This window comes from Flavobacterium sp. B167r (genome assembly GCF_056824315.1).
The window spans coordinates 3,503,102-3,529,286 of the sequence record NZ_CP124859.1 but is presented as its reverse complement, the minus strand read 5'-3'; the positions used below and the strand labels follow the sequence as shown (position 1 = coordinate 3,529,286).

24 protein-coding genes are annotated in these 26,185 nt (G+C 31.6%); 6 read left to right on the top strand and 18 right to left on the bottom strand.

Translation table 11 applies throughout. The annotated features are described in order from the left end of the window. Nucleotides 1-23 precede the first annotated feature (23 nt). The gene (locus tag QLQ96_RS15830) at nt 24-1,556 is read left to right on the top strand and encodes a hypothetical protein (protein WP_482491647.1); all 1,533 of its coding nucleotides are present in this window, start codon (nt 24-26) and stop codon (nt 1,554-1,556) included. A gap of 80 nt (nt 1,557-1,636) precedes the next feature. On the opposite strand, the gene QLQ96_RS15825 is transcribed toward QLQ96_RS15830, so the two are convergent. Then, the gene (locus QLQ96_RS15825) at nt 1,637-2,164 is read right to left on the bottom strand and encodes a hypothetical protein (protein WP_482491645.1); all 528 of its coding nucleotides are present in this window, start codon (nt 2,162-2,164) and stop codon (nt 1,637-1,639) included. Nucleotides 2,165-2,345: 181 nt separating this feature from the next. On the opposite strand from QLQ96_RS15825, the gene QLQ96_RS15820 reads away from it, so the two are divergent. Next, nucleotides 2,346-2,753 carry a helix-turn-helix domain-containing protein gene (locus tag QLQ96_RS15820; RefSeq protein WP_482491644.1) on the top strand — a complete coding sequence of 136 codons (408 nt, stop codon included), beginning with the start codon at nt 2,346-2,348 and terminating at the stop codon, nt 2,751-2,753. A 111-nt stretch (nt 2,754-2,864) separates the two neighbouring features. Here the strand turns inward: QLQ96_RS15820 and QLQ96_RS15815 are convergent, their stop codons facing one another. From QLQ96_RS15815 to QLQ96_RS15790, 6 genes are all read right to left on the bottom strand, one after another. Next, on the bottom strand, nt 2,865-3,488 hold the full coding sequence (locus tag QLQ96_RS15815; RefSeq protein WP_482491643.1) for a hypothetical protein: 624 nt from the start codon (nt 3,486-3,488) through the stop codon (nt 2,865-2,867). A gap of 179 nt (nt 3,489-3,667) precedes the next feature. Beyond that, a complete protein-coding gene (locus tag QLQ96_RS15810; protein ID WP_482491642.1) occupies nt 3,668-4,666 on the bottom strand; it encodes an AlbA family DNA-binding domain-containing protein in 999 nt (332 codons plus the stop codon). A 137-nt stretch (nt 4,667-4,803) separates the two neighbouring features. Then, complete coding sequence (locus tag QLQ96_RS15805; protein ID WP_482491641.1) at nt 4,804-5,595, bottom strand: hypothetical protein; 792 nt, start codon at nt 5,593-5,595, stop codon at nt 4,804-4,806. 7 nt (nt 5,596-5,602) lie between these two features. Next, complete coding sequence (locus QLQ96_RS15800; RefSeq protein WP_482491640.1) at nt 5,603-7,027, bottom strand: amino acid permease; 1,425 nt, start codon at nt 7,025-7,027, stop codon at nt 5,603-5,605. 175 nt (nt 7,028-7,202) lie between these two features. Next, nucleotides 7,203-8,954, bottom strand: coding sequence for a sensor histidine kinase (locus QLQ96_RS15795; protein WP_482491638.1), 1,752 nt, complete (start codon nt 8,952-8,954; stop codon nt 7,203-7,205). A gap of 38 nt (nt 8,955-8,992) precedes the next feature. After that, a complete protein-coding gene (locus QLQ96_RS15790; RefSeq protein WP_482491636.1) occupies nt 8,993-9,637 on the bottom strand; it encodes a response regulator in 645 nt (214 codons plus the stop codon). Between the two features lie 705 nt (nt 9,638-10,342). On the opposite strand from QLQ96_RS15790, the gene QLQ96_RS15785 reads away from it, so the two are divergent. Continuing rightward, nucleotides 10,343-11,326, top strand: coding sequence for a helix-turn-helix transcriptional regulator (locus QLQ96_RS15785; RefSeq protein WP_482491635.1), 984 nt, complete (start codon nt 10,343-10,345; stop codon nt 11,324-11,326). 99 nt (nt 11,327-11,425) lie between these two features. On the opposite strand, the gene QLQ96_RS15780 is transcribed toward QLQ96_RS15785, so the two are convergent. The 4 genes from QLQ96_RS15780 to QLQ96_RS15765 form a co-directional block, all read right to left on the bottom strand. Further along, nucleotides 11,426-12,415 (bottom strand): helix-turn-helix domain-containing protein, encoded by a 990-nt coding sequence (locus tag QLQ96_RS15780; RefSeq protein WP_482491633.1) that lies wholly within the window; start codon nt 12,413-12,415, stop codon nt 11,426-11,428. Nucleotides 12,416-12,567: 152 nt separating this feature from the next. Further along, the gene (locus QLQ96_RS15775; RefSeq protein WP_482491631.1) at nt 12,568-13,083 is read right to left on the bottom strand and encodes a CAP domain-containing protein; all 516 of its coding nucleotides are present in this window, start codon (nt 13,081-13,083) and stop codon (nt 12,568-12,570) included. A gap of 27 nt (nt 13,084-13,110) precedes the next feature. Continuing rightward, entirely contained in the window at nt 13,111-13,710 is a 600-nt protein-coding gene (locus QLQ96_RS15770) for a murein L,D-transpeptidase catalytic domain-containing protein (RefSeq protein WP_482491630.1), read from the bottom strand. 345 nt (nt 13,711-14,055) lie between these two features. After that, nucleotides 14,056-14,754, bottom strand: a complete 699-nt coding sequence (locus tag QLQ96_RS15765; protein ID WP_482491629.1) for a DUF1826 domain-containing protein — start codon at nt 14,752-14,754, stop codon at nt 14,056-14,058. A 165-nt stretch (nt 14,755-14,919) separates the two neighbouring features. On the opposite strand from QLQ96_RS15765, the gene QLQ96_RS15760 reads away from it, so the two are divergent. Next, nucleotides 14,920-15,378: an RNA methyltransferase gene (locus QLQ96_RS15760; RefSeq protein WP_482491627.1), complete on the top strand. Its 459-nt coding sequence runs from the start codon at nt 14,920-14,922 to the stop codon at nt 15,376-15,378. A gap of 56 nt (nt 15,379-15,434) precedes the next feature. Here the strand turns inward: QLQ96_RS15760 and katG are convergent, their stop codons facing one another. Together katG and QLQ96_RS15750 are read right to left on the bottom strand one after the other, a co-directional pair. After that, complete coding sequence (gene katG, locus QLQ96_RS15755; protein ID WP_482491626.1) at nt 15,435-17,708, bottom strand: catalase/peroxidase HPI; 2,274 nt, start codon at nt 17,706-17,708, stop codon at nt 15,435-15,437. A gap of 294 nt (nt 17,709-18,002) precedes the next feature. After that, nucleotides 18,003-18,488 carry a hypothetical protein gene (locus QLQ96_RS15750; protein WP_482491624.1) on the bottom strand — a complete coding sequence of 162 codons (486 nt, stop codon included), beginning with the start codon at nt 18,486-18,488 and terminating at the stop codon, nt 18,003-18,005. Between the two features lie 292 nt (nt 18,489-18,780). Between QLQ96_RS15750 and QLQ96_RS15745 the strand changes: the two genes are divergently transcribed. Further along, nucleotides 18,781-19,569: a polysaccharide lyase gene (locus QLQ96_RS15745; protein ID WP_482491623.1), complete on the top strand. Its 789-nt coding sequence runs from the start codon at nt 18,781-18,783 to the stop codon at nt 19,567-19,569. A 101-nt stretch (nt 19,570-19,670) separates the two neighbouring features. Here QLQ96_RS15745 and QLQ96_RS15740 read toward each other — a convergent pair whose 3' ends face one another. The 5 genes from QLQ96_RS15740 to QLQ96_RS15720 all read right to left on the bottom strand — a co-directional run bounded on the left by QLQ96_RS15740 (nt 19,671) and on the right by QLQ96_RS15720 (nt 23,629). Beyond that, nucleotides 19,671-20,645: a GNAT family N-acetyltransferase gene (locus tag QLQ96_RS15740; RefSeq protein ID WP_482491622.1), complete on the bottom strand. Its 975-nt coding sequence runs from the start codon at nt 20,643-20,645 to the stop codon at nt 19,671-19,673. 127 nt (nt 20,646-20,772) lie between these two features. Next, on the bottom strand, nt 20,773-21,258 hold the full coding sequence (locus QLQ96_RS15735) for a GNAT family N-acetyltransferase (protein ID WP_482491621.1): 486 nt from the start codon (nt 21,256-21,258) through the stop codon (nt 20,773-20,775). 34 nt (nt 21,259-21,292) lie between these two features. After that, nucleotides 21,293-21,988, bottom strand: a complete 696-nt coding sequence (locus QLQ96_RS15730; protein ID WP_482491620.1) for a LytR/AlgR family response regulator transcription factor — start codon at nt 21,986-21,988, stop codon at nt 21,293-21,295. 1 nt (nt 21,989) lies between these two features. Further along, on the bottom strand, nt 21,990-23,210 hold the full coding sequence (locus QLQ96_RS15725; protein WP_482491618.1) for a histidine kinase: 1,221 nt from the start codon (nt 23,208-23,210) through the stop codon (nt 21,990-21,992). A 44-nt stretch (nt 23,211-23,254) separates the two neighbouring features. Continuing rightward, complete coding sequence (locus tag QLQ96_RS15720) at nt 23,255-23,629, bottom strand: hypothetical protein (protein WP_482491616.1); 375 nt, start codon at nt 23,627-23,629, stop codon at nt 23,255-23,257. Nucleotides 23,630-23,764: 135 nt separating this feature from the next. Between QLQ96_RS15720 and QLQ96_RS15715 the strand changes: the two genes are divergently transcribed. Beyond that, nucleotides 23,765-26,143, top strand: a complete 2,379-nt coding sequence (locus QLQ96_RS15715) for a TonB-dependent receptor (protein ID WP_482491614.1) — start codon at nt 23,765-23,767, stop codon at nt 26,141-26,143. Nucleotides 26,144-26,185: the final 42 nt, after the last annotated feature.

Genomic DNA, 26,185 nt, shown 5'->3' with positions numbered 1-26,185 from the left:
TATTTCATTTAAATAATAAAACAATGAATTTAAAAACTACATTATCTAAAAAAATATTTTGGTTAGGTCTTGTCATAATTCCATTGGCTGTTATTGCTTCTAAAGCAGGACTTGGAAATGAAGCCTCTCAATACCAATTGATTCCGACATCACAAACCAATACTTGCGATTGTTATTCTACAAGTACACCAAGCAGTATTCTTCCCATTACATTTAACAATATCGTTCCGGGTGACTTATTATCATTTAATCAGCCGTTGGCAAATTGTTTTGCTTGGAAAGAATTTATTGCTCTAAATTGGCCCACGAATCCTAATGCAAGTTTTGGAACTCCAAACGATTTTGGCTTTGTAGAATGGGAAACCTATATGCCAAGAGAAGTTTTATTTCCTGATGATGGTTCAAAACCGCCAGCATGGGGAACTTTGGTATCAAATGAATACAGCAAACTTTTCAAATCACAAAAATTGCTGCTAAACAAAACACAAACCAAACTGCTTACGTTTGTCAGTAAAATTGAAGAAAACGATGCTGAAGTAAGTTTTAGCCCTGATCAAGCGGCTCCATTTGGAAAACCAAGTTGGCTGGGTGCGCAAAACAGCACTAATTTATGGTACGAAATTATGCTCAATAAAGACTATTACGATTATATCGTTAAAAAAGGATTTTATAATGCACAAGTACAGCATGATACCGTAAAACTAAATCAGCCTATCAATTTTCCTCAAGGCAGCTACAACGGATTTGTCGGTGCAATTGAATTAAAAGCCGCATGGATGGAAGTTAAGGATGTAAACTCACCTAAATGGCAAAGATATAAATTGTCAAATGCCACGGTTTTGGATCCCATTACAAAAAAACTTAGAAATACCGTCGTGGCACTTGTAGGGCTTCATATTTTGCATAAAACGCAAAATCAGCCTACGTGGGTTTGGGCTACTTTTGAGCAGATCGACAATGCTCCCGATCAAAGCAACTTAAGCGGTACACCTCCATCTCAATATGGTTATAGTTTTTACAATCCGAATTGTAAAAATCAAAATGTAGTTATTAGAACCCCTACCGGAGATTCTACAAAAGTCGTCACGTGTGTGCCAAATACGTCGCCTCCTTATTATCTGAATCAGGCTGGTCCTGTGCCGACGCAAACTACGAGGATAAACAAAATCGATCCAATTGATGCAGCGCCTATTAATGCGTTAATGCAGCAAAATATCCGAAAATTTTATCCTAATTCGGTTTGGCAATATTACCAATTAGTTGATGTAATTTGGTCACAAAGTTTTCAGGCAGATCCAACTACGGCAATTCCTTCTCCAAGAAAAATAAACAATTCAGCAATGACGAGCGGGGCAAATATTGTGGCAAATTCAACAATGGAAACCTATGTACAATCGACAAAAACCTGCTACGATTGCCATGTTTTTAGTACAATTGCGCCGTATCCTAGAGATAGTGTAAACAACAATAAATTTGGTGATTTTAGTTTTGCGATCTCTTTTGCGAAATATCCTTCTGCAAAAAGCGATGAAAAGAAAAGGTCAATGAAGAAATAACCACGCTATTTATACTCACTTTTGAAAAAGCTGTCTCAATTTTGAGACGGCTTTTTTTATTGCTGAATTTTTGATGAAAACTAAATTTTCTCAACTCCCCTTTCTCTCATCAATTCCACTGCATCGAGCATTTTGATTAAATGAATGTAAGGCGTCGTCAAGTCAGGATCGGGATCTGTGGCATGAGGAGACAATGAAAACTCTAGGATTTGACGTAGAAATAATTCAAATTCTTCAAGCGTTTTTTCTTCAAATGCTTTTTGAAATACCATAAAAGGATTTTCGTATTCTTCTTTCGTTAGAGAAGAAAGACAAAAAACCGTTTCAGAGCGCGAAGATGTTGCAACTTTCCATTTTTTACTTTTCTCTTTCAAACAATAACAAATTTTGAGAAAAGAGCTTACAGTACTATACAAAACAAAAGCATCTGAAGGATTGTCCTGTTTGTAGATTTCTTTTTTATAACAGTATAGTACCGCTTGGCTTAAATTCTGTTTATAATAATCAAGATGTGCAAAGTCAAAAAAGGCATTCATTGCTTTAAACGGATTTCCTCCCGCATATCCCGCCCAAAAGCTTGTTTCAAAGGATATTTTATTCTTTTTCATTGTAGTTAGTTTAAAATTTTCAGCGAAATTCTATTCTTTCGAAAGGATAAACTATTCCAAAAACAGATATATTATCTTACAAAATAAGAGGCGTTTTTATAGTATATTTTTCTATCTTTGAAACTCAGGATTTTTAATCTAAACAGATTTATCTTGAGCTTTTAGAAAATCGATATTCATTATGGAACAGAAAATACATCAAGGAAGAAACGTAAAACGTTTTAGAGAAATGCTTAACATAAAGCAAGAAGCATTGGCTTATGATTTGGGCGAAGACTGGAACCAAAAGAAAATTTCGATGCTGGAGCAGAAAGATGTAATTGAAGACAATTTGCTAAAACAAATCTCAGCTGTATTGAAAATTCCGGTTGAAGCTTTTCAGAATTTTGATGAAGAACAAGCGATAAATATTATTTCTAATACTTTTCATGAAGGATCAGTTGCTAATAATTCTGGATATATTAATTGCACTATTAATCCAATTGAAAAATTGATTGAACTTCATGATGAAAAGATTGCTTTGTATGAAAGGATGTTGAAGGAGAAAGAGGAAATGATGGTTAGGCTTGAGAAGTTGATTGGTAGGTAATTATTTTAAAGATATTTTGAAACAAAAAAGAGACTTTAAAAGCCTCTTTTTTTATTGTTGATTATGAAAAGTAGTATTCTGTATTTCATTTATTAATATCTTGAAACTTTATTACTCTTTAGATATGTGAAATTTAGATAGAGAAGTAATGTAATTAGTTTCACTTAAAGTAATTTTAAGTTTGCCAAATTTATAAGATGTACCAACTTTCACATCTTTGAATTCTTGATTGATTTTATCTCCAGCATTTATTGTAAAATTACATGTGCCTTCAACTGAGACATCATTTAGTCCAACCACTAATTTTTCTGCATCATTTATATATGATTTACCTTTATAAAGTTCAACATCTAGAGATTTAAAAACTTTACTAGGTACTGCCTCTGAATTAGGGAGATTTGAACCCTCTTTAAAAAAAATACTATCTAATTTTGTTCTTTTATTAGCAATTTCTTCATATTTAGTTTTATAAAAAAGTGTCGGATCTTTACTTTTATAATTCCAATCTTGAAATTCTTTCAATATTACTTCAAGTTTATCATTTTCTTTTTCTAAAAAATCAATTCTCGCTTTATGTTGCTCTATTTCTGTTTTTGATGATTCTACCTGTGCCTTATAAAAATCAATTTTTTGTTCTTCAAATATAAATCTGTAGGCAGCAAATGTTGTTCCAGCAATTAAAATTGTATATATTATTACAGATTTTGTCTGATTGTCTTCAAACCAATTTCCCATTTTCTTTTTAAATATTTGTTTTGCTAATCAATTAAAAGTAACATCTTTGATAGTAAAATTAAACGCCAATCAACAAATTATTTGAGATAAATATAGTTTTAGGCAACTATTTAAGTTTTAACTTATACTTTCATTTCCTTAAATAGCCAAACCATTAAAAATGAATTCTCAAAAATACTTTATTTTTTAAATATCAATTCCTTAATCAGGGACCCTTCAGTAAAAGCATCACTTCTTAATGTTAGTTCAGCTTTTATTTCATCAGCGTTTTCTCCTAATACAAGTAAATACTTGCAAAAAATATCTGATTCAAATGAATTTTGAGCTAAATTTATAGCTGCCCCTCTTTTAAATTTATTTCTAGAAATCAATATAAAACTATCATTTTCTTCCAAATGAACATTTAAATTCAACATTTGTGGCTGTATAATTTCATAATGAATTCCAAGTCCACGATTTGGCTTTTGCTGATTTTTTTTAATTTTTCTAATTAATTCATCTTCAGAAATCAATCCTAAGTTTTCACTTTTATAAACTTTCATTTCTACATCAAACTCTAATGATTTATTTGATTGATTCTCTATTCTAATGTCTAAGTATTTTATATTAAAATTTATAATTTCTTCATTGTCACTTGTACCAAAATAGCTTTCAATAACTAAATCATTTTTTCGGTCTTTTTCTGTAAACCTATTTCTATAAATATTCTCAAAATCAGCTCTTTCAAGTTTTCTTGAGGAAGAGCCTAATCTTATAAAACCATCTCCAATTTTGTATTCAATATTATTTTTAATTGGATTTTGCAAGTTCTTTTTAAATAAATACGGCCTGTTTTTATTATCGAAGATTCTAAAATATGCAATTTTTTTACCCTCATATATTACTGATTTATATTCAAAATTTATTTTGGGTTCAATATTTTCAACTAAAAATTGCTGATATTTAGCTTCATCTGTTAAATTTTCTATTTCAAAAAATGAGTTTGCAACTCCTCCTACTTCTTTTACACCAATTAAAATATATTTATCTGCATCGGAATGATGGTTTGCGAATGCAGAGATATCTTTTAAAATTTCATTCTTTTTTTCAGTTCTTCCTAAAGAATATTCTTCTTTCTTAAAATCCAGATTTGTTCCTTCTGAGTCGTATTTTATAATCTGTTCTAAAACTGAGTTCATTATTTATTCATTTTTATAACATTCCCTAAATTGCAAAATTTGGAACGAGTTACTTTTTTTTAAATAAAATATTTTCTACAAAGATGTGATTTTACTGCTAAACCTCTTATAGAAAAAATAGCTATTACTAGTAAGTACTATTTTAAATAAAAACACAAACTCGCATAATCTTCTTCTGTGTTTATTAATTTATCATCCATTTGCCTATATGAATTATAACATGAAATATTAAATAGATATTCTTCTACGTATTTTTTACCAGCTATATCATGATATGATATACTCAATTTTGGAATAGGAAAATTATCAAACTCTTCATGATTAAATCTTTTACATTTTTCACTAAACATTTTATTTTTTTCCAAAACGTAGTCCATATGGATATCCGTTATTGACTTTGGAATTGATACTGGCTTAAAGTTTTGCTGCAAACTTTCTGGTTTTATAAAATCAATTTTCCTTGTTTTTCCAATATCATCATAATCATATGAGCTAAAATAATTATTGTCAAAAACTATCATAAGCGACTTTCTCTTTTTGTTGTCTTCATAATTAAATTTTGGATCTAATTCACATAATATCCTAGCCGCTTTAACATAATCAAAAGTCCATTCATAATTTATGTTATTTGCGACACCATATCCAATATTCTCGAAGAAAAATTGAGCTAATACAGAATAACCTTTTCTAGAATCTTCTCTTACAGGTTCATATAAATTGTATAAATAATATTCATAAAGGGATTCTTTTTCTGAATGCGGATTACCTTTAACGGAAAGCGAAAACTCGTTAAAATAAAGCTTTGGCTGATACATTGCACGTCTTTGTTTAATTACTTCTTTAAGAGCAAATAATGCAATTACACTTGAAATGAAAGTTCCAATTCCTGCAAAAATGTCTACATAAAAATTGATTTGTGCGTTGGTCATTATACTATTACTTTTTCACTTTAAAAACCTTATAAAACACAAAAAGAATTCCCAACCAAACAGGAATTAACTCAACCGACAACTCCATATTCGTCATCCACATAATGGCTAAAATTCCCAATAAAAAGGCGAAACAGATGTAATTGCTTACAGGATAAAATATTGAAGCAAACTTCGTTTTGGTGTTTTCTTCGTCTTTCGCTTGTCTAAATCTTAGATGCGTATATGAAATCATAACCCAGTTAATAACCAAGCAAGAAACTACTAAAGACATTAAAATACTAAAAGCTTCTTCTGGCATTATTTTGTTTATTAAAATACAAATCGCAGCAAAGCATGAAAAAATTAAAATGGCATTAATTGGCACGGAGTGTTTGTTTAGTTTCTTTAAAAACTTTGGCGCGCTCCCTTGATCTGCTAAACCAAATAACATTCTTGAATTGCTGTAAACACTACTATTATATACAGATAAAGCGGCAGTTAATACAATTAAATTAAGTACATTAGCGATAAGACTTGTAAAGAATATTTTCTTGCCAAACAACTCAAATTCCATTCCGTTTAAGTTTTGAAAAACCATCACAAACGGACTGCTGTCTGTTGTAATTTGCTGCCAAGGCGACAAAGCAAATAAAATGACCAATGCACCCACATAAAATATCAAAATTCTATAAATAACCTGATTGGTGGCTTTCGGAATGTTTTTTTCTGGATTTTCTGCTTCAGCAGCGGTAATTCCAATAAGTTCTAAACCTCCAAAAGAAAACATAATCAAAGCCATTGCAGACAATAAACCTTGAAAATTTCCATTGGCCGTTTTTTCAAAGAAACCTTTTGGAAAGAAACCTCCATCATTATATAAATTATGAATTGTAGCGTGCTCTCCTCCTGTTCCACTTACCAATAAATAAGTTCCGAAAAGAATCATGGCAATAATCGCAACCACTTTTATAATGGAAAACCAAAATTCGGTTTCTCCGTACACTTTTACTGAGGCAAAATTCAAAGCATTAATAACCAAAAAGAAAAACAAACTGGATGTCCAAAGCGGAATTTCTGGCCACCAAAACTGTACGTAAACGCCAATGGCTGTAAGTTCGGCCATACTTACCAGAATATACAAAATCCAATAATTCCAACCTGATGCAAAACCTGCAAATGAACCGCAATACTTATAGGCAAAATAGCTAAAACTTCCTGATACAGGTTCTTCAACAACCATTTCACCAAGTTGTCTCATTATAAAAAAAGCGATAATTCCGGCAATAGCGTATCCTAAAATAACAGACGGCCCTGCTAAAACGGCTGCTGGACCAATACCAAGGAAAAGACCTGTACCAATAGATCCGCCCAAGGCAATTAACTGAATGTGTCGATTAGTTAGTCCACGTTTAAGCTGATTCTCTTCTGCAGCATCATGATTTTTTTTCACAAATTAGATTTTTAAAATGAGTTAAATGTACTCACAGATGTATAAACAGCGAAGATAAGTCAAAAAAAGAATCGCACAAAGCTTCGTTCTGTCGCATCTGTCAGAATCAAATATAAACATTTAAGTTCTTCAAAAGTTAATCTGTCAATTTAGAATTGATGCTTTTTAAAATTGTTTATTCTACCAAACTTAATATCAGATTAAAGGAAACTTTTGTTCCTTCGTTTTGCTTACTCTCAACACTTATTTTTCCGTCAAACAATTCAACTATTTCTTTGCATAGGTTTAATCCCAATCCTACACCTAAATCGTTTGTTCTTTTTAAAAATGTACCTTGATAAAATTTATCGAATACATTTTTCAAATCATCTTCAGAAATTCCTGCGCCACTATCGATAATTTGGACTTTTAAATTGAGTTTTTTGTTTTCTAAAACTTCATAATCAACAAAAACAGAAATCAGTCCTTCGGTGGTAAATTTATTAGCATTCCCTATTAAATTGTAAAACAGCTGATGAATTTTTACAACATCAGAATTAACATTATAACTTTCATTCAATTTAGAATTAATTTCAACTCTATTTCCTTTGCTTTCTACTAAAGAAAACATCGAACCCACGATTTGATTAATTTCTTCTGCCAAATGGAATTTCCTATTATTTAATCTCAAAACCTGCCCTTCATTTTTAGAATATTCTAATATTTGATTCGTTAAAAGCATTAATGAACTTGTTGTAAAATCAATAACTTTAAAAGATTCTTTCATTTCAGGATCAACTATTGATCGACTTAAAATTTTTACATAAATAGATATTACACTCAATGGAGATCGTATTTCATGACTAATCATACCCATTATTCTATTTTTAAAACTTAAGTTCTTCATTATTTTTATTTGTGCCGAAGTAAGTTTTTTTTCATAATAGAACGAAAATCTAGTAAAACTTAAAATTATACATGAAATGATTAGCATTATCATTACTAAAATAACAATGGTATAATTCTTCACAATAACATTAGAATCAGAGCGATTTCTTAAGCGTTTTTGAGTGTCGTTTTCTAGAGTATTTATAGCTTTGTTAAATATGGGCATTAATGCGTCTTGAAGAATAAGGAGTCTATTGTTGAGTTCTGTCAATTTCTCATCTTGTTCTCTTAAACTTATAAAATTCTTTTTTAGGCTTTTAAATTGATACTCATAATAATTAAAAGTGGTATTAAATATATTAGCCATTTGTTCTTCAACACTACCCGTCACCACTTTATTGTTAAATTTCATGGTTATAATAGTATTTACCTGCTCTTTTTGAACATCCCTTTTTCCTTTAAGCGCGTCTCCTATTCTATTAAATAACTTTTTCTTAGAAACGCTATCGGTTTTAACATAGGATTCTGTTTTAATACTATCTAAAATTTTCTTGTATTCAAATTCATTTAGCAGAAATAACTTTGCAATGTTGTTTCTATTTGGATCGACCTGTACATTTATAATAGAATCAATATTTGCCTGTAAATTTTGAATAATCCTTTCAGCATTTTTCTTCTCAATTAAAACATGAGCAAACTGTTTATTCTTTCCAGTCAATAGATTAAGACTATCAATCAAAGTGTTTATTCCCTTCAAGGAATTGATATATTTTTTTAAAGATTCCTTATTTTTATTTAGTTTGTAATTATTGAAACTCTTTTGAGAATTTATAAAAGAATAATTTATTTGATTGTTGATCTGGGAAAGTTTATTTATTGAATTTATGGAGTCTAAATCTTTAACCGTTTCAGACTGACCCACCCTTTCATTATACCAAATTCCGATCACAATTATCTGTAATAAAATTACAGTTGCAAGTAAAACATAATGTATAATTTTTCTATAACTGAATTTTAAATTAAAAAAACTAAACATATTACTAACTAGTAACGACTTCATACTAAATTTTGTGTAAAAAATTAAAACGTGGTTATTATCTATACATCCTTAAAGTAATAGAGACTAAAAAGACTTATCAGTGATGGAATGTTATCAATTCCTAATTTTTCAAAAACTCTATTTTTATAGGTGCTTACTGTTGTTTTTTTTAAATTTAATATTTCGGCGATAGCATTATTAGCAACACCATCTATCAAAAGTTTGGCTATTTCGATTTCTCTGTTTGATAATTGCTCAAGTGGATTAGATGGTTTTTTAAATATATAAGCATCTGTAATTTTGTTTTGGATATTCTCACTCATATATTTTCCATCAGTCAAAACTGAATTAACAGCATTTTCAAACTCCTGATCTGTACTTAACTTATTTAAATAGCCATTTGCACCAGCATTTAAATATCTTATCGCGTATATATCTTCATCGTAAGCAGAAAAAATTAAAATTTTAATGTTTGGCTGGAACTTCTTTATGGTAGGAATTATGCCTAAACTAACGCCGTCAGGAAAATTAATATCTAAAAACAACAAATTAATCTTATTCGCCTTGACTAATTTTAAGACTTCTTTAAAGGTTGCGGCTTGCAAAATTGTAGACGAAGGATATTTGTCCTTCAGTAAAAAAACAACTCCTTGTCTTATTACACTATGGTCATCTGCAACTAGAAACGTGTTATTGACTATCATTTAAATTAAAGATTACATAAAAAGGCTTATACCATATAAAAAAACAGTACTCAATTCATGGTTTATATTTGCATTTTTACTCATATAAAAATCGAAACAAAAATAGCTGACTTGTTTTTTTTACCTTATAGAACATTTTACTTTTTAAATGTAGATTTAGTACTACACTTTAAGATAAAATATTATTAGAAGCATTCAATTTAGAACTACAAATCAGTATCGGCAATAAACGTTCAATCCCATATTTACATGGTAACTGAAAAAAAATATAGTCCGAAAAATTCTTAAATATTTTATCTACTCCAAAAAAAAAGCAACTGGAGATTCTCTTTAATAATACTTGACGTTTTGTTGAAATATGTTTACAACAAGAAGTAGTATAAACACAATAAAAGATGTTGAACTTTAATCACATCTAATCGTATTTAAAAGTTTAAAGCGATATTTAATAAACAACAAAAGGCTCCAAAAAACTGAAGCCTTTCTTTTTTCAACTTAAAAATAATATCTAGTGCGTTACAAATTTTAGCTAGATATCTAAAATAAATTTCAATTCTATTAAAGGACATCTCTCTATAAATTTTGTAGAACTAGATCCTCAAATCTTAAACAAATTATACTACAGAAACTCCTGTCATTCCATTTTATTTTTACCAAATCAATGAATGACTAATAATTTGACTCTAAATATAATCAGCATTATTTATGAAAAAAATATCACACCACTTTACTTTAACATCGCGATGGCAAGATCAGTTAGCTGAAGAAATTGGCACAAAGATTATCGACGATAAAATAATTGAATTTCCAAAAGAAATAGGAAAAGGTTATATATACTTTACTAAAGTAATTCCTGGAATTTCTGTTTCCTTGACTAATTTATCAGCTAAAAGTAAGATTTCAATTAATAGAGAAGAATCTTCTGATGATTCTTTTGTTATTTTTTATGACATGAGCAACCATACAAATGTTCTTAAAATTAAAAATAAAGAATTAAAAATTGGCACTTATGAAGAACCAAACCTGATTATAACTGATAGTAAAAATTCTGGATGTTATGAAACACAAGCAAACAAAGAATCGTTTGCCTTACAAATATTGGTTGATAAAAAACTATTTCCTGATTTTGAATCGCTTTATCTTACTGCATCGCCAAATTATACCGCAAAATTAAAAGAGGAAGAATTGTTTTATGGAATAGCAGATAGTAAAAGCGCAATTTTATTGCATTCGCTGAAAAACAAAAATATTCATGATATTTCTTTTAATTCTTTTATTACTGGTGTTACATTAAAATTAGTTGCTAATTTATTAAACACAAATATTCCAGGTACAGAACAAGATAAAATCAGAGTATTGGATAAAGAGGCCATAGATAGAACCAAATTATTTTTGTTATCCAACCTGCACAATCCTTTCCCTACCATTGAATTTTTATCTAATATGGCAAGAATGTCCAAATCTAAATACAAAATAACTTTTAGTAAAGTCATGCATACAACGCCAAAAAAATTTTATGTAGTTGAAAAAATGAAACTTGCAAGACAACTTCTAACTAGTGGAAATTTCGATAACCTAAGTTCAGTTACTAACAATCTTAATTATAGCCATTCTAAAACTTTAAGTTTAAAATACTATCAACATTTTAACAAAATGCCAATTGATGATTTTATTACTAGAGCGAGTTAAACCTTATTTCTAAAAATTAACTTTTTTATCATAATTAAAAAAAGGAGTAACGACATAAGTTTTACTCCTTTTTTCATTTAATATCAAATCAAAATCTATTTACTTCCTATAAAACTTTGGAGATATCCCAAACTTTTTTTTAAATATGACACTAAAATAAGAAGGGTTGCTAAAGTTTAATGTGTTGGAAATTTCTGCTATCGTCAAGTCGCTCTCTTCGAGAAATTCCTTCGCTTTAAACAGCTTATTATCCATAAAAAAAGAATGTGGCGTATCTCCGCTTATTTTTTTAAATGATGTTTTGAAATCTGTAGCAGACATATCGCAAATATCTGAAAGAGTTTCTATTCCAGGGAATTGTTTATCGATGTTTTTAAGTATATAGCGCTGTGCCAGCATTATACCTGCAATACTTTTTTTTCTAACTACAGAACTTCCAATAGATTCATTAGCGATTTTTTCTAAGTATTCAGAAATCAATAAATGAACAGTAGCCTTTGCACTAAGATCAAATAAGACTCGAGGCTGAAATGGTTTTTGCAAATCCTTAAGCAATTGAAAACTTTCAATACTCATTATTTCATGTTTCAGTATGATCTCTTCGGAAAAACATGACAAGAAAACTTCTGATTCTTGAAAATTTTTACCATTTTCAAAATATCGTTTAATAAACTCCTTTTTTATAAAAATACAAAAAACGGCAATTTCACTCCCCTCTATTCCTAGTTCAACTTCCAGAAACTTGTTAATTATTAAAAAATTAGAATCCTTTCCATTTATAATTTCTGGACCAATCCTAAATGTCATTTTTGAATTTTCAGCGGATAAATTGTAATAAAGTCCAACAAAATCATCTTTTAAACTTCTTTTTGCTAATTGCAATGTGTTCGAACAGGTTTCATCAATATAAAATAAAAATATTTCGTTTTTTACCACCTCTTGAAAGTAGCTGTATGAATTATTATTGATTTTGAAAACCTCTGATAATGCATTTCCTGACTTTGTTTCATAGCCCTGTGAAATGCAAAACACTTGATCTAAAGTTGAATAATAGGCTTGAGCTTTTTTTTTCAGTTCTATTTTGCTCATAATTTATAATGTTTTTTGAAATTCTGACTACAAAATACCACATAGACATTAAAAGAGAATGTAGTTTTATACCCTCTATTCTAGTAGATTAAATTCTACAAAAAAACATTTATGCTCTTTCCAAGTATATTAAGTGACAAAAACCTACATGCTTATATCTTAATAAAAATGTTTGTAAAATACTTTTTGCCAGTATCTTGATTCTCTCTAATGGAAATTCCGAAATAATTAAAATCACCCAACATAACTTCCTTATGCTCTGGACTTTTTGCCCATCCGTTTAAAACACCTTCGGGTGAACGGTAATTGTAACCAACATTTTCCGAAACTTTTTTTGCACCCAAAGTTTTTATGATTTCCTGCGATCTGTTTATAAAATCATCATGACTAGGATTGCCTTTTTCTATCATGTATTTATTGTGCTCCTCCGATTTAATTGAAAGATGATTTAATATTTCTAAAGAGTCCAAACCATTTGATGCTCTGTATTTGTTTATTAATTGAAGCGTTTCCACCTCCATGTTAGAGTAATCATAATTCTCTAAAAGTATATTTTCATTATCGTTATCATCAAATTTTTCTTCTATCACTTGAGCCTCAGCTGTACAACTTATAACTGTGCAAATAAAAACTACATTGAAAACCATTTTCCAAATAAATTTAATCATGTCTCAAATTGTTTAATTAATAAATTTCTAATAGTATATTTTTAAAAGAATATTGGATTTTGAGGCATCAATTATTTTTTCAATTCTGTGGAAAAAAATCTCATTAACCATTGGACATCCATGACTGTCAGAAATTGGATAGTCCTGTTCTTCAAGAGGAACAGCAGAATAATAATGAAGTACCACATGTCGCATAAAGGCATTACTATTTAAAGAATCCATACCATAAAGTTTATAGGACTCTCCAAAACTCCCTTTATATTTCTTGCCAATTGCATACTTGCCGAGAGAAGTCATTTTGGAGTTTGGTTCATTGCCAAATCTTAAATTTCCAATGATGCCTGTTTCAGAGCCAGATCCATGAGCTACAAGTCCGCAGTCTGTAATTCTACTGTTTTCAAGATCATATACAAAAAATCGTTTTTTTCCAGAGCTGACTTTCATGTCAATTAAAAAAACAGTCTTATTATTATATTTCGGATGTGTGCTAATAAATTGTCTTGCATCTTGCACTTCCGTTTCAAATCTTTCTAAATCAATATCAAACTCTGTCTTTTTTCTTTTTATATGCTTGACCGGAAAAACAAATACCGAAATCATGGTCAGCAGTAACATCATTCTAAACATTTTATCAGTTTTAAAGTTTATAATTTTAATACTGCAAAGTTGAGTGTACTGTCATTATTTATACTGAAAACTAAGACTCAAAAACATAATAATAAGATTATATTTCTGGTAAATACAATTAAAAATCAACAAAGTAACAATAAGAAGTAATCTTTAAAAAGCGGAAATAGTATTATACGAATGATACAAATTATGATTGTGGATAAACATAAATTATACTGTTTACAAGGTAGCATAAGACCTATACTCAAGAATGAGAATTTAGAATTTAAGATAAAAAATATGAGTTGATATTTCTTTTTATAGCATCCAAAACCGAGCTTGATAATTAAAGCAAATTCTTTATTAGCAAATCAGCAATAACCGATATTCTCCTTCATTTTCTTTTGGTGCTCTATGAATGCAAGGCTGCACTTTTTGTTTTGGATGATCTACAGCCAGACGCCAAAGATGCATTTTCCCTAAATTAATAGGTTCGGCATTCTCGTTTACCTGATAATGCAAATCAAAGTAATTCTCTTTCAAAAAGTCTTCAAATTCTTCTTCTGTTCCATCATGCAGTTCTCTTAGCTTTGCTCTGATTTCTGGAATTAAAATCTTCTGTTCTGCCTGATCATTAGGAATAATATCGCTAGATGCTCCGTAATAAGTACACAAAAAAGTATCTGTTGCAATCGGCGAACGATCTACATGAAACGAATACACATCTGTAGATATGAAATCAAATTCATCGTCTCGATCATAACACTTTAGCAAATTAAGAGAAGGCGAAGCTCCGAAATCAGATAATAATTTCAAATCATTTAATATAGTTTCCCTCGCGATGTTTCCTCTTTCTGATAGTTGGAGTGCAATTAGATCTTCAGGATAAACTTCTGTTATATTTTCTTTTAGACGCAAATGGTTTACAATCTCTTTAAAATCGCCATCTAAATTTCTGTACCAGCATAACGCATTATTTTCTCCCTTGAATTCAGTATGCACAAGTTCAGAAAAAGTAGATACCACACCAATTTGGCTGCTGGCAGAAAATGTATTGCTCATACTATGATATTAAGAAATGAATTGCTTACAAAAGTATGGAATAGTAGTAAGTTGGGACGTTTTATAGCTTTAAAATTTATAATGATTAAATTGTAATAGTTCGAGAATATTCTTTTCAGTTCAATAAATATTGATTTATGTACTTACACTTTGTACTTTTGCCTTATGAATGATAATTTTATAAATGAATATTTCGGCATAGGAATACAAAATGGTAAAACACCTGAAAATTTAGGCGTTTTGTGGCGATCTGCTCAAAACTTGGGTGCCACTTTTATATTTACTATTGGGAATAGATATGCTAAACAAGCATGTGATACTCATGATGCGGTAAAAGCGATTCCTTATTTCCATTATGAAACTTTTGAAGCATTTTTTGAAAACCTACCTAAAGGGGCAAGATTAGTAGGCGTTGAACTATCAGATAAAGCTTCTGATCTAGAAACCTTTGAACACCCAAGACGATGCATTTATATTTTGGGAGCAGAAGATCATGGTCTTTCAAAAAAAGTAATGGAAAAATGTCATCATCTAGTAAAATTTAAATCAGTAAAAAGTTTAAATGTGGCTGTAGCAGGAACGATTGTTATGTACGACAGAAATTTGTCTAAACCACGTTCTTAAAAAATAAAAAAAGACGCCGTAATGGCGTCTTTTTGGTTTACTGCTTTTCAGTTCAATTATTTTTTCAAGTCGAATCTTCCCAGATTCATTACTTTAGTCCATACTGCAATAAAATCGTTTACAAATTTTTCATGTGCATCTTCAGCCGCATAAACTTCTGCAATTGCTCTCAATTCTGAATTTGAACCAAAAACAAGATCGGCACGTGTTCCAATCCATTTTGGCTGACCAGTACTTCTGTCATTTCCTGTATAAAGTTCTTTATCATTAGAAACTGATTGCCACTTTGTATTCATATCCAATAAATTAACAAAGAAATCATTGGTCAATTGTCCTGGTCTAGTTGTAAACACACCATTTTTACTTCCGTCTGCATTAATATCCAAAACACGAAGTCCTCCTAAAAGCACTGTCAATTCTGGAGCAGTAAGAGTCAATAAATGCGCTTTATCGATAAGAAGTTCTTCTGTTAATACAGATGATTTTGTTTTTCTGTAATTTCTAAAACCATCTGTTTTTGGTTCTAAATATCCGAAAGATTCAACATCAGTTTGTTCTTGAGATGCATCCATACGTCCAGGCGAAAAAGGTACTGTTGCTGAAGCTCCTGCATTTCTAGCCGCTTTTTCAACCGCAGCACTACCACCTAGAACAATTAAATCTGCCAATGAAACTTTTTTATCGCCATTTGCTGCATTAAATTCTTTTTGAATAGCTTCTAACTTATCTAAAACTACTTTAAGTGCTGCTGGATTATTTACTTCCCAGTCTTTCTGCGGTGCAAGTCTAATACGTCCTCCGTTTGCTCCACCACGTTTATCAGATCCTCTGAAAGTAGAAGCTGAAGCCCATGCTGTAGAAACCAATTGAGATGTAGTTAATCCTGAATTTAATACCTTATCTTTCAGCTGAGCAACATCTTGGTCATCTATTAATGTATGATTCACTTCTGGAATAGGATCCTGCCATAAAAGTTCTTCCGAAGGCACTTCAGAACCTAAATAAAGAGAACGCGGTCCCATATCACGATGTGTCAATTTAAACCATGCTCTAGCAAAAGCATCTGCAAATTCATCTGGATTTTCTAAAAATCGACGTGATATTTTCTCATAAGCTGGATCAAGCCTTAATGATAAATCTGTCGTAAGCATGGTTGGCAAATGTTTTTTATTAGCATCAAAAGCATCCGGAATGATCGCTTCAGCATTTTTTGCTACCCATTGATGAGCTCCTGCTGGACTTTTAGAAAGCTCCCATTCAAACTCAAATAAGTTTTCAAAAAAGTTATTGCTCCATTGTGTTGGTGTTTTTGTCCACGTAACTTCAAGTCCGCTGGTAATAGCGTCTCCTCCTTTTCCAGAACCGAAACTATTATTCCAACCTAATCCTTGCGATTCTAAACCAGCCGCTTCGGGTTCATCGCCAACATGATCTGAAGAAGCAGCTCCATGCGTTTTACCAAAAGTGTGTCCACCAGCTATTAATGCTACAGTTTCTTCATCGTCCATTGCCATTCTGCCAAAAGTATCTCTAATATCTTTGGCTGCAGCAATAGGATCAGGATTTCCGTCTGGTCCTTCAGGATTTACATATATAAGTCCCATTTGAACTGCTGCAAGAGGCTTTTCAAGATTTCTGCTATGAATATCTCCATCTGCATTATCATCTGATGAAACAACGCCGTGATCTTTCGGAACACCTTCTGAACCATCTTTATAACGCTCATCACCACCTAACCAAGTAGTTTCAGATCCCCAGTACACAGATTCGTCTGCTTCCCAAACATCGGCACGCCCTCCGGCAAAACCAAATGTTTTAAATCCCATCGATTCTAAAGCTACATTTCCTGTTAGAATCAGCAAATCTGCCCAAGAAATCTTTTGTCCGTACTTTTGTTTAATTGGCCAAAGCAATCTTCTTGCTTTATCAAGGCTCACATTATCAGGCCAGCTGTTAAGAGGTGCAAAACGCTGTTGTCCAGCTCCTGCTCCGCCTCGCCCATCATGCACCCTATATGTACCTGCACTATGCCAAGCCATTCTTACGAAAAGTCCTCCATAATGACCAAAATCAGCAGGCCACCAATCTTGTGAATCAGTCATAAGAGCATGTAGATCTTTCTTTAATGCCTCAAGATCTAAACTTTTAAAAGCTTCTGCATAATTAAAATCCTTATTCAGAGGATCTGACAATGCTGAATTTTGTCTCAAGATATTTACCTTTAACTGTTTAGGCCACCAGTCACGATTTTTCGTGCCTGCTTCGGCTTGTTTGTCCATGCTCCCATTGTGAAATGGGCATTTGCTGATGTCATTTGATTGATTGTCCATAGTTGAAATATTTTTATTTTTGACTAAATTACAAACTAATGAAAAAGAAAATTCCGACAGTGAATCATAAATAACACTTACGGAATAGATGAAATCTATTTTAAAAATCACAGCGAGTGATAATTCTTATAATGATAAAAAGTGATATTTTAAAACTTACCATAAAGCTCTTTTCTAAAATGTTTTCTACGAAGCTTTTACAATAATGATCTTATAAATTTAACTAAAAAAAAGTCAATTTGTTTTATCTAATATAAAATGATTTGAAATTTATGTGTTAGAAAACAAAAAAGCTCACTTACGAATAAATGAGCTATTTTGTTTTCTTATAATTCTAGCATGAAACAAATTTTCTCGTGCATAACCTATTCCTTTATATAGTATTAGTCCGAGAATTATATAAAAAGAAATTTTAAGATAAATATTGAAATAAAAAGATCGAATTTGAGCATTATAGTATTCTAATGGAGCATCTCTTAAAAATATATCTCCTGTCAATTTACTTTTATAGAGAGCTTGTTTATCGAATTTTGTTTTTAAATACTCTAATTTAGTTACTCTCAATTCTATTTCTGAATGATCTCCTAAAATTATTCCTTTCACCAAGTAAGATAATCTAGTTCCTTCACCCGTTCCAGTATCTTCAGAAATTTGATTTATTAATAAAATATCATTAATCATACATTTATTCTTATCCCTAAAACTTTTTAGATTTTCATATTCGCTAAAATAACTTTGCGTATATAGACTTCCAAATGTTAGCACAATGGATGCAATCATATTGCAAATTATAAGAAAAGTAAAAATTGCTACTCCTATTCTTTTTATCACTTTACCTTAATTGAGTTTATAGTACTTTTTAAACAAATATATTAAAAAACAGGCACGAGTTTTTACTTCCAAAATAAACCGATTTTAGAAGTAAATACGTATGCTGGATTTCTGTGTACGTAAAACCGTACTTTATTACTCCTTGTATAAATTATTATTAATCAACTTTACACTTTCGGTTTCAAAGACTACTATCTATTTTACTAACTATTAATTATTTACTAACCTTAACATTTAAAAAATGAAGAAAATCATAAAATTAACTTGTATGCTGGCGACCGCAGCATTCGTATTTTATTCTTGTGAAAAAGAACAAGATTTAGATACACTTCAAACTGCAAAAAAAGATACGTCGCTAATCGTCAATAAAGATTCGATTGCAACCAATTCTGAGCTTCAAGGAAGCGAGACCGCAAAAGGAACTGCTGGAGCAACAACAATTACACTAAAAACCAATACATTAACTTGTCCAGGCGGTTTATGCACATCGTACGGCGTTTGGTCAACTGGCGTTTATACTGTTTGGTTTCAAATGAAATTTAACAACGGATTTTATTGGAGCCGTGGCGGTAAATGCGGATACGGTATCTTAATTGGTGACCAAAATACGGGCGGTGATGCAGCATGGGACGGAAATGGCGGTAGCGCCAGATTTATGTGGTATTGCCCGAACGGATCTAATTCTGCTAAAGGAAGTGGTGCTTATCTTCAACCTTATGTATATTATAGAGATCAGCCTGGACAATATGGTAATGATTTCGGAAAGAAATATTACATACAGGAAGGTGTTACCTATAATTGCCAAATCTCTGTAAAATTAAATACGGGTTCAAACACAGATGGATACATTAAATATTATGTAAATGGTACAGAGATATTGAACCAAAAAATTCGTTGGGTGACTAATGATTCTAAGCGAAATGTCAATGCAGTAAGTTTTCACACTTTCCGTGGCGGAAGTCAAGAATACTGGAAAGCTCCTGTAACAAGCTCTATCTCCTATCCTAGCGCTTCTTGGGATGCTTTATAATATCTAATACACTTAAAAACCATTTGAACCGAAAAAATAAACCCTACAACTTCGATGTTTTTATAATAGAAAGCATCGAAGTTGTTTTAGTTTAGAGCTTTCTATAATTCCTTTTTAAAACAAATACTGGTTTCTATTCCTGCATATTGTCCGTAATTTTCGGTAACGGCATACGTTTTATTATATAATCTGACTGCTTCTGTTTGCACATTGCTAGTTTCTAAAACTGCTGATGCATAACCCAATTCTTTAGCCCAATTTTCAAGTTCATTTAAAATCTTAGAAGCTATGCGTCTTCCTCGGTATTCATCAGAAACAAACATACGTTTTACCTCAACAGATTCGTTATCAAACTGTTTTATAGCTCCGCAGCCAACCGCAATTTCATTGATATAAGCAATAATAACATGTTTAATAGCATCAACCTTATTAAATTGATTGAAGTATTCTTGCATGTCACCATTTCGACTTGCTAAGTTCTCATCTAGTTTTACAATTAGATTTGCAAAATCTGCATTTTGAGAAGTCGTTCTTACGAGTTTCAAATCTTCCGTATATCCGTATATTTTCATGTCTGTTAAGTCTTGTTCTCCTTTTCTGTAATCTTTCTTTAAAAGTCCTTCATGTGTAAATCCAGAACGCTCGGCAACTTTGATACTTGCAGCGTTTTCTTCAGCAATTTTCATAAAAAGTCTATTGAATTTCTTTGCTGCAAAACACCAATTTTTGAAGGCTGTTAATGCTTCGGCTCCATAATTATTGCCCGCATATTTTTCAAAAATAAAATAAGCTAATTCGCCTTTTGGAATTCTCCAATCAATTTCTCTAACTGATATATGACCTATAAATTCATTGTTTTCTAAAGAAAATATACCGCAAGCATAGCTTTTATTCTCTTGCCAATCTGTCTCTTTCTGTTCTAAATATTTTTTTGTTGACTCTAAGCTCTCATTCACTGTTATCATATTAGCGAAGTAGTCAAACAAATATTCACTGTTATCAGTTATACTTTTAAAAAAGCATTCTGAATCTTCAAGTTTATAGGGTTTTATTAGAAGGTTTTTGGTCGTTATCATTTTGTCGTTGTGTTTTTCAAAAAAGGTAAAACTAAACAAAAACTTAATGCATAAAAATGCTATTTTTCTATTTGTTAATGCGTTTTTTGCATTATGATTATTTGATTACATTAACCAAAAACAATTATTAAAAAGTTAAAGTCATATCATGCCAAACTTCTCCGCCATGCACAGAAGCTGAAATTCCTTTATCTTCAAAACCAAAACGTTGGTAATACGAAATCAAATGCGATTTGCAAGTTAAGATTACGCCATTACGATTTTCTTTTTTCGATTGCGCAATTAAATGATTCATAAGTTGTGCGGCGTATCCTTGATTTCTGTATTGTGGTGAAACAGCAATTCCGAAAATACTTTGCCATTTTCCGTTTTTGTCATGAAGGTGTGCGTCGCCAAACAACTCATCACTTATCGTTTCTTGATTGGTTACCATACCATTTACAAAACCAACCAATTCACCATCAGATTCTAATAGCCAAAAATGTTCTGGATAAACTTGTAATCTTTTTGTAAATGATTCGGCAGTCGCAGCTTCATTTGGAGGAAAACAAACATTTTCAACAACAGTTATTGCTTCAAGATCATTTAATGTCGCATTCCTAAAAGTAATCATAGTTCTATTTTTATACAAAATTAAAGTTATTCTTTCAAATCAGCTTGTTTTTAATTTCCTTATACTTCGAACGCCCAATTGGCAATAAATCGCCATTTTTAAGTTGCATGCTATACTTTCCTCCTGCTTCAATAACAATTTTGTCTGCTTGTTCCCAACAGAGAATATATGATTTGTGTATTCTTTCAAAGGTTTCAGGAAGCAATTTTTCTAAGGCTTCAAGCGATTTATCGTGCAATTCTATTTTGTTATTTGCTAAATGCAATTCAGTATAAATTCCCGCTCCTTTGATGTACAGAATTTCATTAACAGGCACGAGTCGAAATGTCTTTCCTTTTCTTACTGCCAAAAAACGAACATCTCCGCCTGATTGCTTTCCTTGTGTCGTGTAACGCGTAAATGCTTGCGCCAATCTATTTTGATCAAAAGGTTTGGGCACAAAATCTAAAACTCCATAATTGAAAGCTGTAATCGCTTTATCAGTATAAGCAGAAATAATAATAGTCTGAAATGGACCAGCGACAAAAGTTTGCAGAATTTCAAAACCATCTTCTCCATTCAGATTTAAATCTAAAAGCAGCAGATCGATTGGATTATTTTCAATAACCGAAAGTCCGTTTTCGAGAGAATCCGAAAGTAGAATCTGAACGTCTCTATCAAAGAAATCGCGCGTCATTCTTTCTACTCTTTTGGCGATACGAGCTTCGTCTTCAATTATGAGTATTTTCATTTTAATCCAAAATTTTAATAATGGTTTCCCAACCTTTTTCTACAGGATGAGAATCGAAAGACCAATTGGTACCGTAACTTTCTGTTAATCTGGCTTCAATGTATTTAAATCCTGTTCCTATTCGCTTGTTTTTTTTCGCTTGACGATTTTTAGCAAATGTCAATAAAGTGTATTGTTTGAATTGTTTCTCTCTGACGAATTTCAAACAGAAAACAATACAGCCTTGTTCTGGAGGAAGACTATGCGTAATTCCGTTTTCTATGATTGTATGAAAAATAGCGGGCGGAATCGTTTCATTTTCCTCAATTCCTTCTTCTTGCCATTCATAACAAATTTCTTTCCGAAAAGACATTACTTCTAAATGTCTTCGGCACAAATCAATCTCTTGTCTGATTGGGATAAGCGTGTCTTCGGCAATATCATTCATTATGTCAAATTCTTCCGCAAGAGCGCGAATAAAAACCACTCCTTCTTTTGGCGATTCTTCAATCCAATCAATTAATGACGTTAAAGTATTTCGAAGAAAATGAGGCTGAATGTTTTTCTTTATGAGTTCTAATTGCAGTCTTGAAGACAGAAGCAACGATGCATTGTGCGCTTCTTCCATCGCTTTTGTTCGAATGGTATGCAGATAAAGCATACAAAGCACTAAAATGGTAAAAGCGATAAACAATCCGAAATCGTAAAACATAAAATAATTGACTACAACGCCTGCCAATAAGCCAATTGCAACAATAAGTCCGCCTTTTACTTTTTTAATTGCAGCATAAATAGCGATGATAATAGAAAAAAATCGGGCCGTAATTGTAAAATAAGCTGCAGAAATATCATAATGACCATAATAGCCAATATAAACCGCTAAAAGAGAAATGAATAAAAGAATCAAAAACAGTTTCTTTCTTTTAAATTCAAACTGCAACATAAAATACCACGGAACGAGCATTGAAATCGCAAATGTCAACCAACCTATAATTTTCAAACGAGTATAAAATTGATTATACGGAATATCTAGATAATACTTGACATATTCGATAATTAACAGACAAAAGAAAAGCAGACAAATAATTCCGAAAAGCAAAACTGCTAATTCTTTTCGTGTACTATTTAGATATAAAAAGAAATAATAGATTCCCGCAATGAGAAATGCGCCAGCCATCAGATTCATAAAAGAAACTACAATTAGCGGTGAGCGCTGAAGCAACAAAAAATCTTTAAGTTTCACATCGATACCGCGTTCTTGCTCTCTATGATAAGTTTGCGTTCCGATTAAAATAACGGTGTGTTTCCCGAGATTTGATAATTTCTTCGGAATTTGATAATAGGTTGTTTTGTTCCGGGCACCTCAGCATGACCCGATTTTGCCATTAGACCATTTCTTCCTACCAAAACGCCATCCCAATAGACATCAAAAGCACCAAAAGCATTAATCTGAAGTCCCAAGGATTCGGAACTGTTTTTAGGTTTCTGAATCTCAACATCAGTTTGAAATTTAAAGCTCGAACTATCTGGTTTACCCCAATCTATTTGCTCATGATCGTAATCAACTTCATAGGTTACATCAGTTGTAACGTACTCTTTGTAATACTTACACGAGGTAAACATTAGAAGAAACAAAACGCTGAAAAAGTAAGATTTATACATAAGATAAAGATAGAACAAATATCGATTTGCCAAATGCATTTGAAAAGCCAATAGAGCCGTTTGAATGTTTTTAGAAACGCTACTTTATTTTATGAATTAATCTTGTACAACAAAATCAATCAAATCAATCAAAAAATGAAACATTTAATAATCAGAATCTTAACTCTATTTATTCCTTTTTGCGGAATTGGACAACAAATTATTGTTTCTGGTAAAGTTCAAGACGGAACTACCAAAGAAGCTTTGCCATATGTTACCGTTTCGATACAAGATAATGCATCAAAAACATTGGCTACAGGTATAACTGACGATCACGGTTTATTTAGCCTTGAATCAGCTTCAACTGGTTCAACAACAATTTTATTTAGTTACACAGGTTATCAAACTCATTCACAATCAATCATAATTTCAGAAAAACAAAAAATTGAATTAGGAACAATTGATTTAATTACTGATGCTGTACAATTGAAAGCTGTAGAAATTAATGGCCAGAAATCAAATGTTAGTTTAAAACTAGACAAAAAGGTTTTTGAAGTTGGTAAAGATGTGCTTTCGCAAAATGGTTCTGCTCATGATGTTTTAAATGGCGTTCCGTCTGTGGCAGTCGATCCAGCTGGAACAATAAGTCTTCGTGGAAATAATAATGTTTTGGTATTAATTAATGGAAGACAATCGGGACTTACTCAAAGCAATGCTCTTGACCAAATTGCAGCCGATCAAATTGAACGAATTGAAGTTATTACGAATCCTTCTTCAAGATATGATGCGGCGGGTTCTGCGGGAATTATTAATATTATATTGAAAAAGAATAAAAAAAGTGGTTTTAGCGGTCAGGTTAGATTGGTCGCTGGTTCGCCAAATGATAGCCGTTTGAATCCGAGCATCAATTTTAAATCGAACAAAATCAATATTTTTTCTAATTTCAGCATTCGTTCTAGCGATTATGTTGGTTTGTATACTACCGATCAAGTAACTAATAGTACAACTTCTCCTAATTACATGCATCGCGTGCAAAATGAAGACCGCCACGACGACGGGAAATTGCTTTACATGGGTGCCGATTATTTTATTAATGAACATCAGAGTATAACGGTAGCTTTTTTAAAGAATGCCACACACGACAACGACAAAACCGATTTGCGATATCAATACGATAGTGATCTTGCAAATAGAACGCCTGATAGTCTTTTGACGAGACACGGAAAATCACTGGAAAAACGAGATTATAGTCAGCTTGAGTTTAATTATACTCGAACATTCAAACAAAAAACAAAAAAATGGACGATTAACGTTCAATACGATTGGTGGAACAGCGACAAAAAATGGGATCTTTCTACGCAACGTTTACTTCCTGATGAATTGGTTTATCCCGGCATTAGAACAAGCTCTGTAGGAAACAGCAAAGATTTTTTAGCGAAGACCGATTTTATTCAACCAATAGACAGCCTTTCTACTTTAGAATTCGGAATAAAGACTGAAATTAGAACTGTTTCGAGCAATTATCTGGCAGAAGAACAACAAGGAAATAATTGGGTTATTTATCAAAATATTGATAATGATTTAAATTATGATGAAACCATAACTGGCGCTTATACGCAATTTAGCAGTAAAATCAATAAGCTTGGCTATATGTTGGGATTGAGAGCGGAGCTTACAGATATTTCTATTAAAGATGTAGAAAATGCTTATAACGATACAAAAAACTACAACAAGCTCTTTCCTACTGTAAACCTAAGCTATAAGTTTGATGCTTCTGCTTTGCAGCTAAATTACAGCAAACGCATTAGACGTCCGTCCTTATATGCTTTATACCCTTTTAATGAAGTTACCGATTTGAATGCACAATATATTGGAAATCCAGATTTGAATCCGTCCTACACAGATGCATTTGAAATGGCTTTTCTTAAAAATTGGAAAACATTTACTTTGAATCCTTCGATATATTATCAATACGAGAAAAGTTTTATTCAAGATTATACGTACCGTAAAGATGATATATTCCTTACAACGCCCATAAATATTGATTACGAAATACGAAGCGGAATTGAATTATCGACTTTATACAATCCGTTAAAATGGCTTCAGGTTAATGCTGAAATGAATTATTATCACTTCAAGCAAAAAGGAAATTATATGGAACAAAATCTTGATTACAGCAGCCAGAACTTTACTGCAAGATTAAGCACACAGATAAAACTTCCTGCGAAATTTAGTTTTCAAGGACGTTATAACTTTCGTGGAGAAAAACGCAATGCACAAACTACAAACGAAGCCTTACAATCAATTGATTTTGGATTAAGCAAATTGCTGCTTAAAGATAAAGCAACTATTGTTTTTGATGTTACGAATGCTTTTAATCTTCGTCAGTTCAAAAGCGCTACAACTGGATCTGATTATGTTTTTAGAGATAATAGCATTCCAAACGCTGCAAGATATCGTCTGAGTTTCGTATATCGTTTTAACCTAACTGATACAAAAGCAATCAGGCAGGCAAATGATGCTAATAGAAATTGATTTTTTATAAAAAGCCCTCCGATTTAGCAGAGGGCTTTATTT

What these genes read in the sequence shown, in the direction of transcription:
- QLQ96_RS15830 (WP_482491647.1), top strand. Translation starts at nt 24, where the DNA reads ATGAATTTAAAAACTACATTATCTAAAAAAATATTTTGGTTAGGTCTT.
- QLQ96_RS15825 (WP_482491645.1), bottom strand. Translation starts at nt 2,164, where the DNA reads ATGAAAAAGAATAAAATATCCTTTGAAACAAGCTTTTGGGCGGGATAT.
- QLQ96_RS15820 (WP_482491644.1), top strand. Translation starts at nt 2,346, where the DNA reads ATGGAACAGAAAATACATCAAGGAAGAAACGTAAAACGTTTTAGAGAA.
- QLQ96_RS15815 (WP_482491643.1), bottom strand. Translation starts at nt 3,488, where the DNA reads ATGGGAAATTGGTTTGAAGACAATCAGACAAAATCTGTAATAATATAT.
- QLQ96_RS15810 (WP_482491642.1), bottom strand. Translation starts at nt 4,666, where the DNA reads ATGAACTCAGTTTTAGAACAGATTATAAAATACGACTCAGAAGGAACA.
- QLQ96_RS15805 (WP_482491641.1), bottom strand. Translation starts at nt 5,595, where the DNA reads ATGACCAACGCACAAATCAATTTTTATGTAGACATTTTTGCAGGAATT.
- QLQ96_RS15795 (WP_482491638.1), bottom strand. Translation starts at nt 8,954, where the DNA reads ATGAAGTCGTTACTAGTTAGTAATATGTTTAGTTTTTTTAATTTAAAA.
- QLQ96_RS15790 (WP_482491636.1), bottom strand. Translation starts at nt 9,637, where the DNA reads ATGATAGTCAATAACACGTTTCTAGTTGCAGATGACCATAGTGTAATA.
- QLQ96_RS15785 (WP_482491635.1), top strand. Translation starts at nt 10,343, where the DNA reads ATGAAAAAAATATCACACCACTTTACTTTAACATCGCGATGGCAAGAT.
- QLQ96_RS15780 (WP_482491633.1), bottom strand. Translation starts at nt 12,415, where the DNA reads ATGAGCAAAATAGAACTGAAAAAAAAAGCTCAAGCCTATTATTCAACT.
- QLQ96_RS15775 (WP_482491631.1), bottom strand. Translation starts at nt 13,083, where the DNA reads ATGATTAAATTTATTTGGAAAATGGTTTTCAATGTAGTTTTTATTTGC.
- QLQ96_RS15770 (WP_482491630.1), bottom strand. Translation starts at nt 13,710, where the DNA reads ATGTTTAGAATGATGTTACTGCTGACCATGATTTCGGTATTTGTTTTT.
- QLQ96_RS15765 (WP_482491629.1), bottom strand. Translation starts at nt 14,754, where the DNA reads ATGAGCAATACATTTTCTGCCAGCAGCCAAATTGGTGTGGTATCTACT.
- QLQ96_RS15760 (WP_482491627.1), top strand. Translation starts at nt 14,920, where the DNA reads ATGAATGATAATTTTATAAATGAATATTTCGGCATAGGAATACAAAAT.
- katG (WP_482491626.1), bottom strand. Translation starts at nt 17,708, where the DNA reads ATGGACAATCAATCAAATGACATCAGCAAATGCCCATTTCACAATGGG.
- QLQ96_RS15750 (WP_482491624.1), bottom strand. Translation starts at nt 18,488, where the DNA reads ATGATTGCATCCATTGTGCTAACATTTGGAAGTCTATATACGCAAAGT.
- QLQ96_RS15745 (WP_482491623.1), top strand. Translation starts at nt 18,781, where the DNA reads ATGAAGAAAATCATAAAATTAACTTGTATGCTGGCGACCGCAGCATTC.
- QLQ96_RS15740 (WP_482491622.1), bottom strand. Translation starts at nt 20,645, where the DNA reads ATGATAACGACCAAAAACCTTCTAATAAAACCCTATAAACTTGAAGAT.
- QLQ96_RS15735 (WP_482491621.1), bottom strand. Translation starts at nt 21,258, where the DNA reads ATGATTACTTTTAGGAATGCGACATTAAATGATCTTGAAGCAATAACT.
- QLQ96_RS15730 (WP_482491620.1), bottom strand. Translation starts at nt 21,988, where the DNA reads ATGAAAATACTCATAATTGAAGACGAAGCTCGTATCGCCAAAAGAGTA.
- QLQ96_RS15720 (WP_482491616.1), bottom strand. Translation starts at nt 23,629, where the DNA reads ATGTATAAATCTTACTTTTTCAGCGTTTTGTTTCTTCTAATGTTTACC.
- QLQ96_RS15715 (WP_482491614.1), top strand. Translation starts at nt 23,765, where the DNA reads ATGAAACATTTAATAATCAGAATCTTAACTCTATTTATTCCTTTTTGC.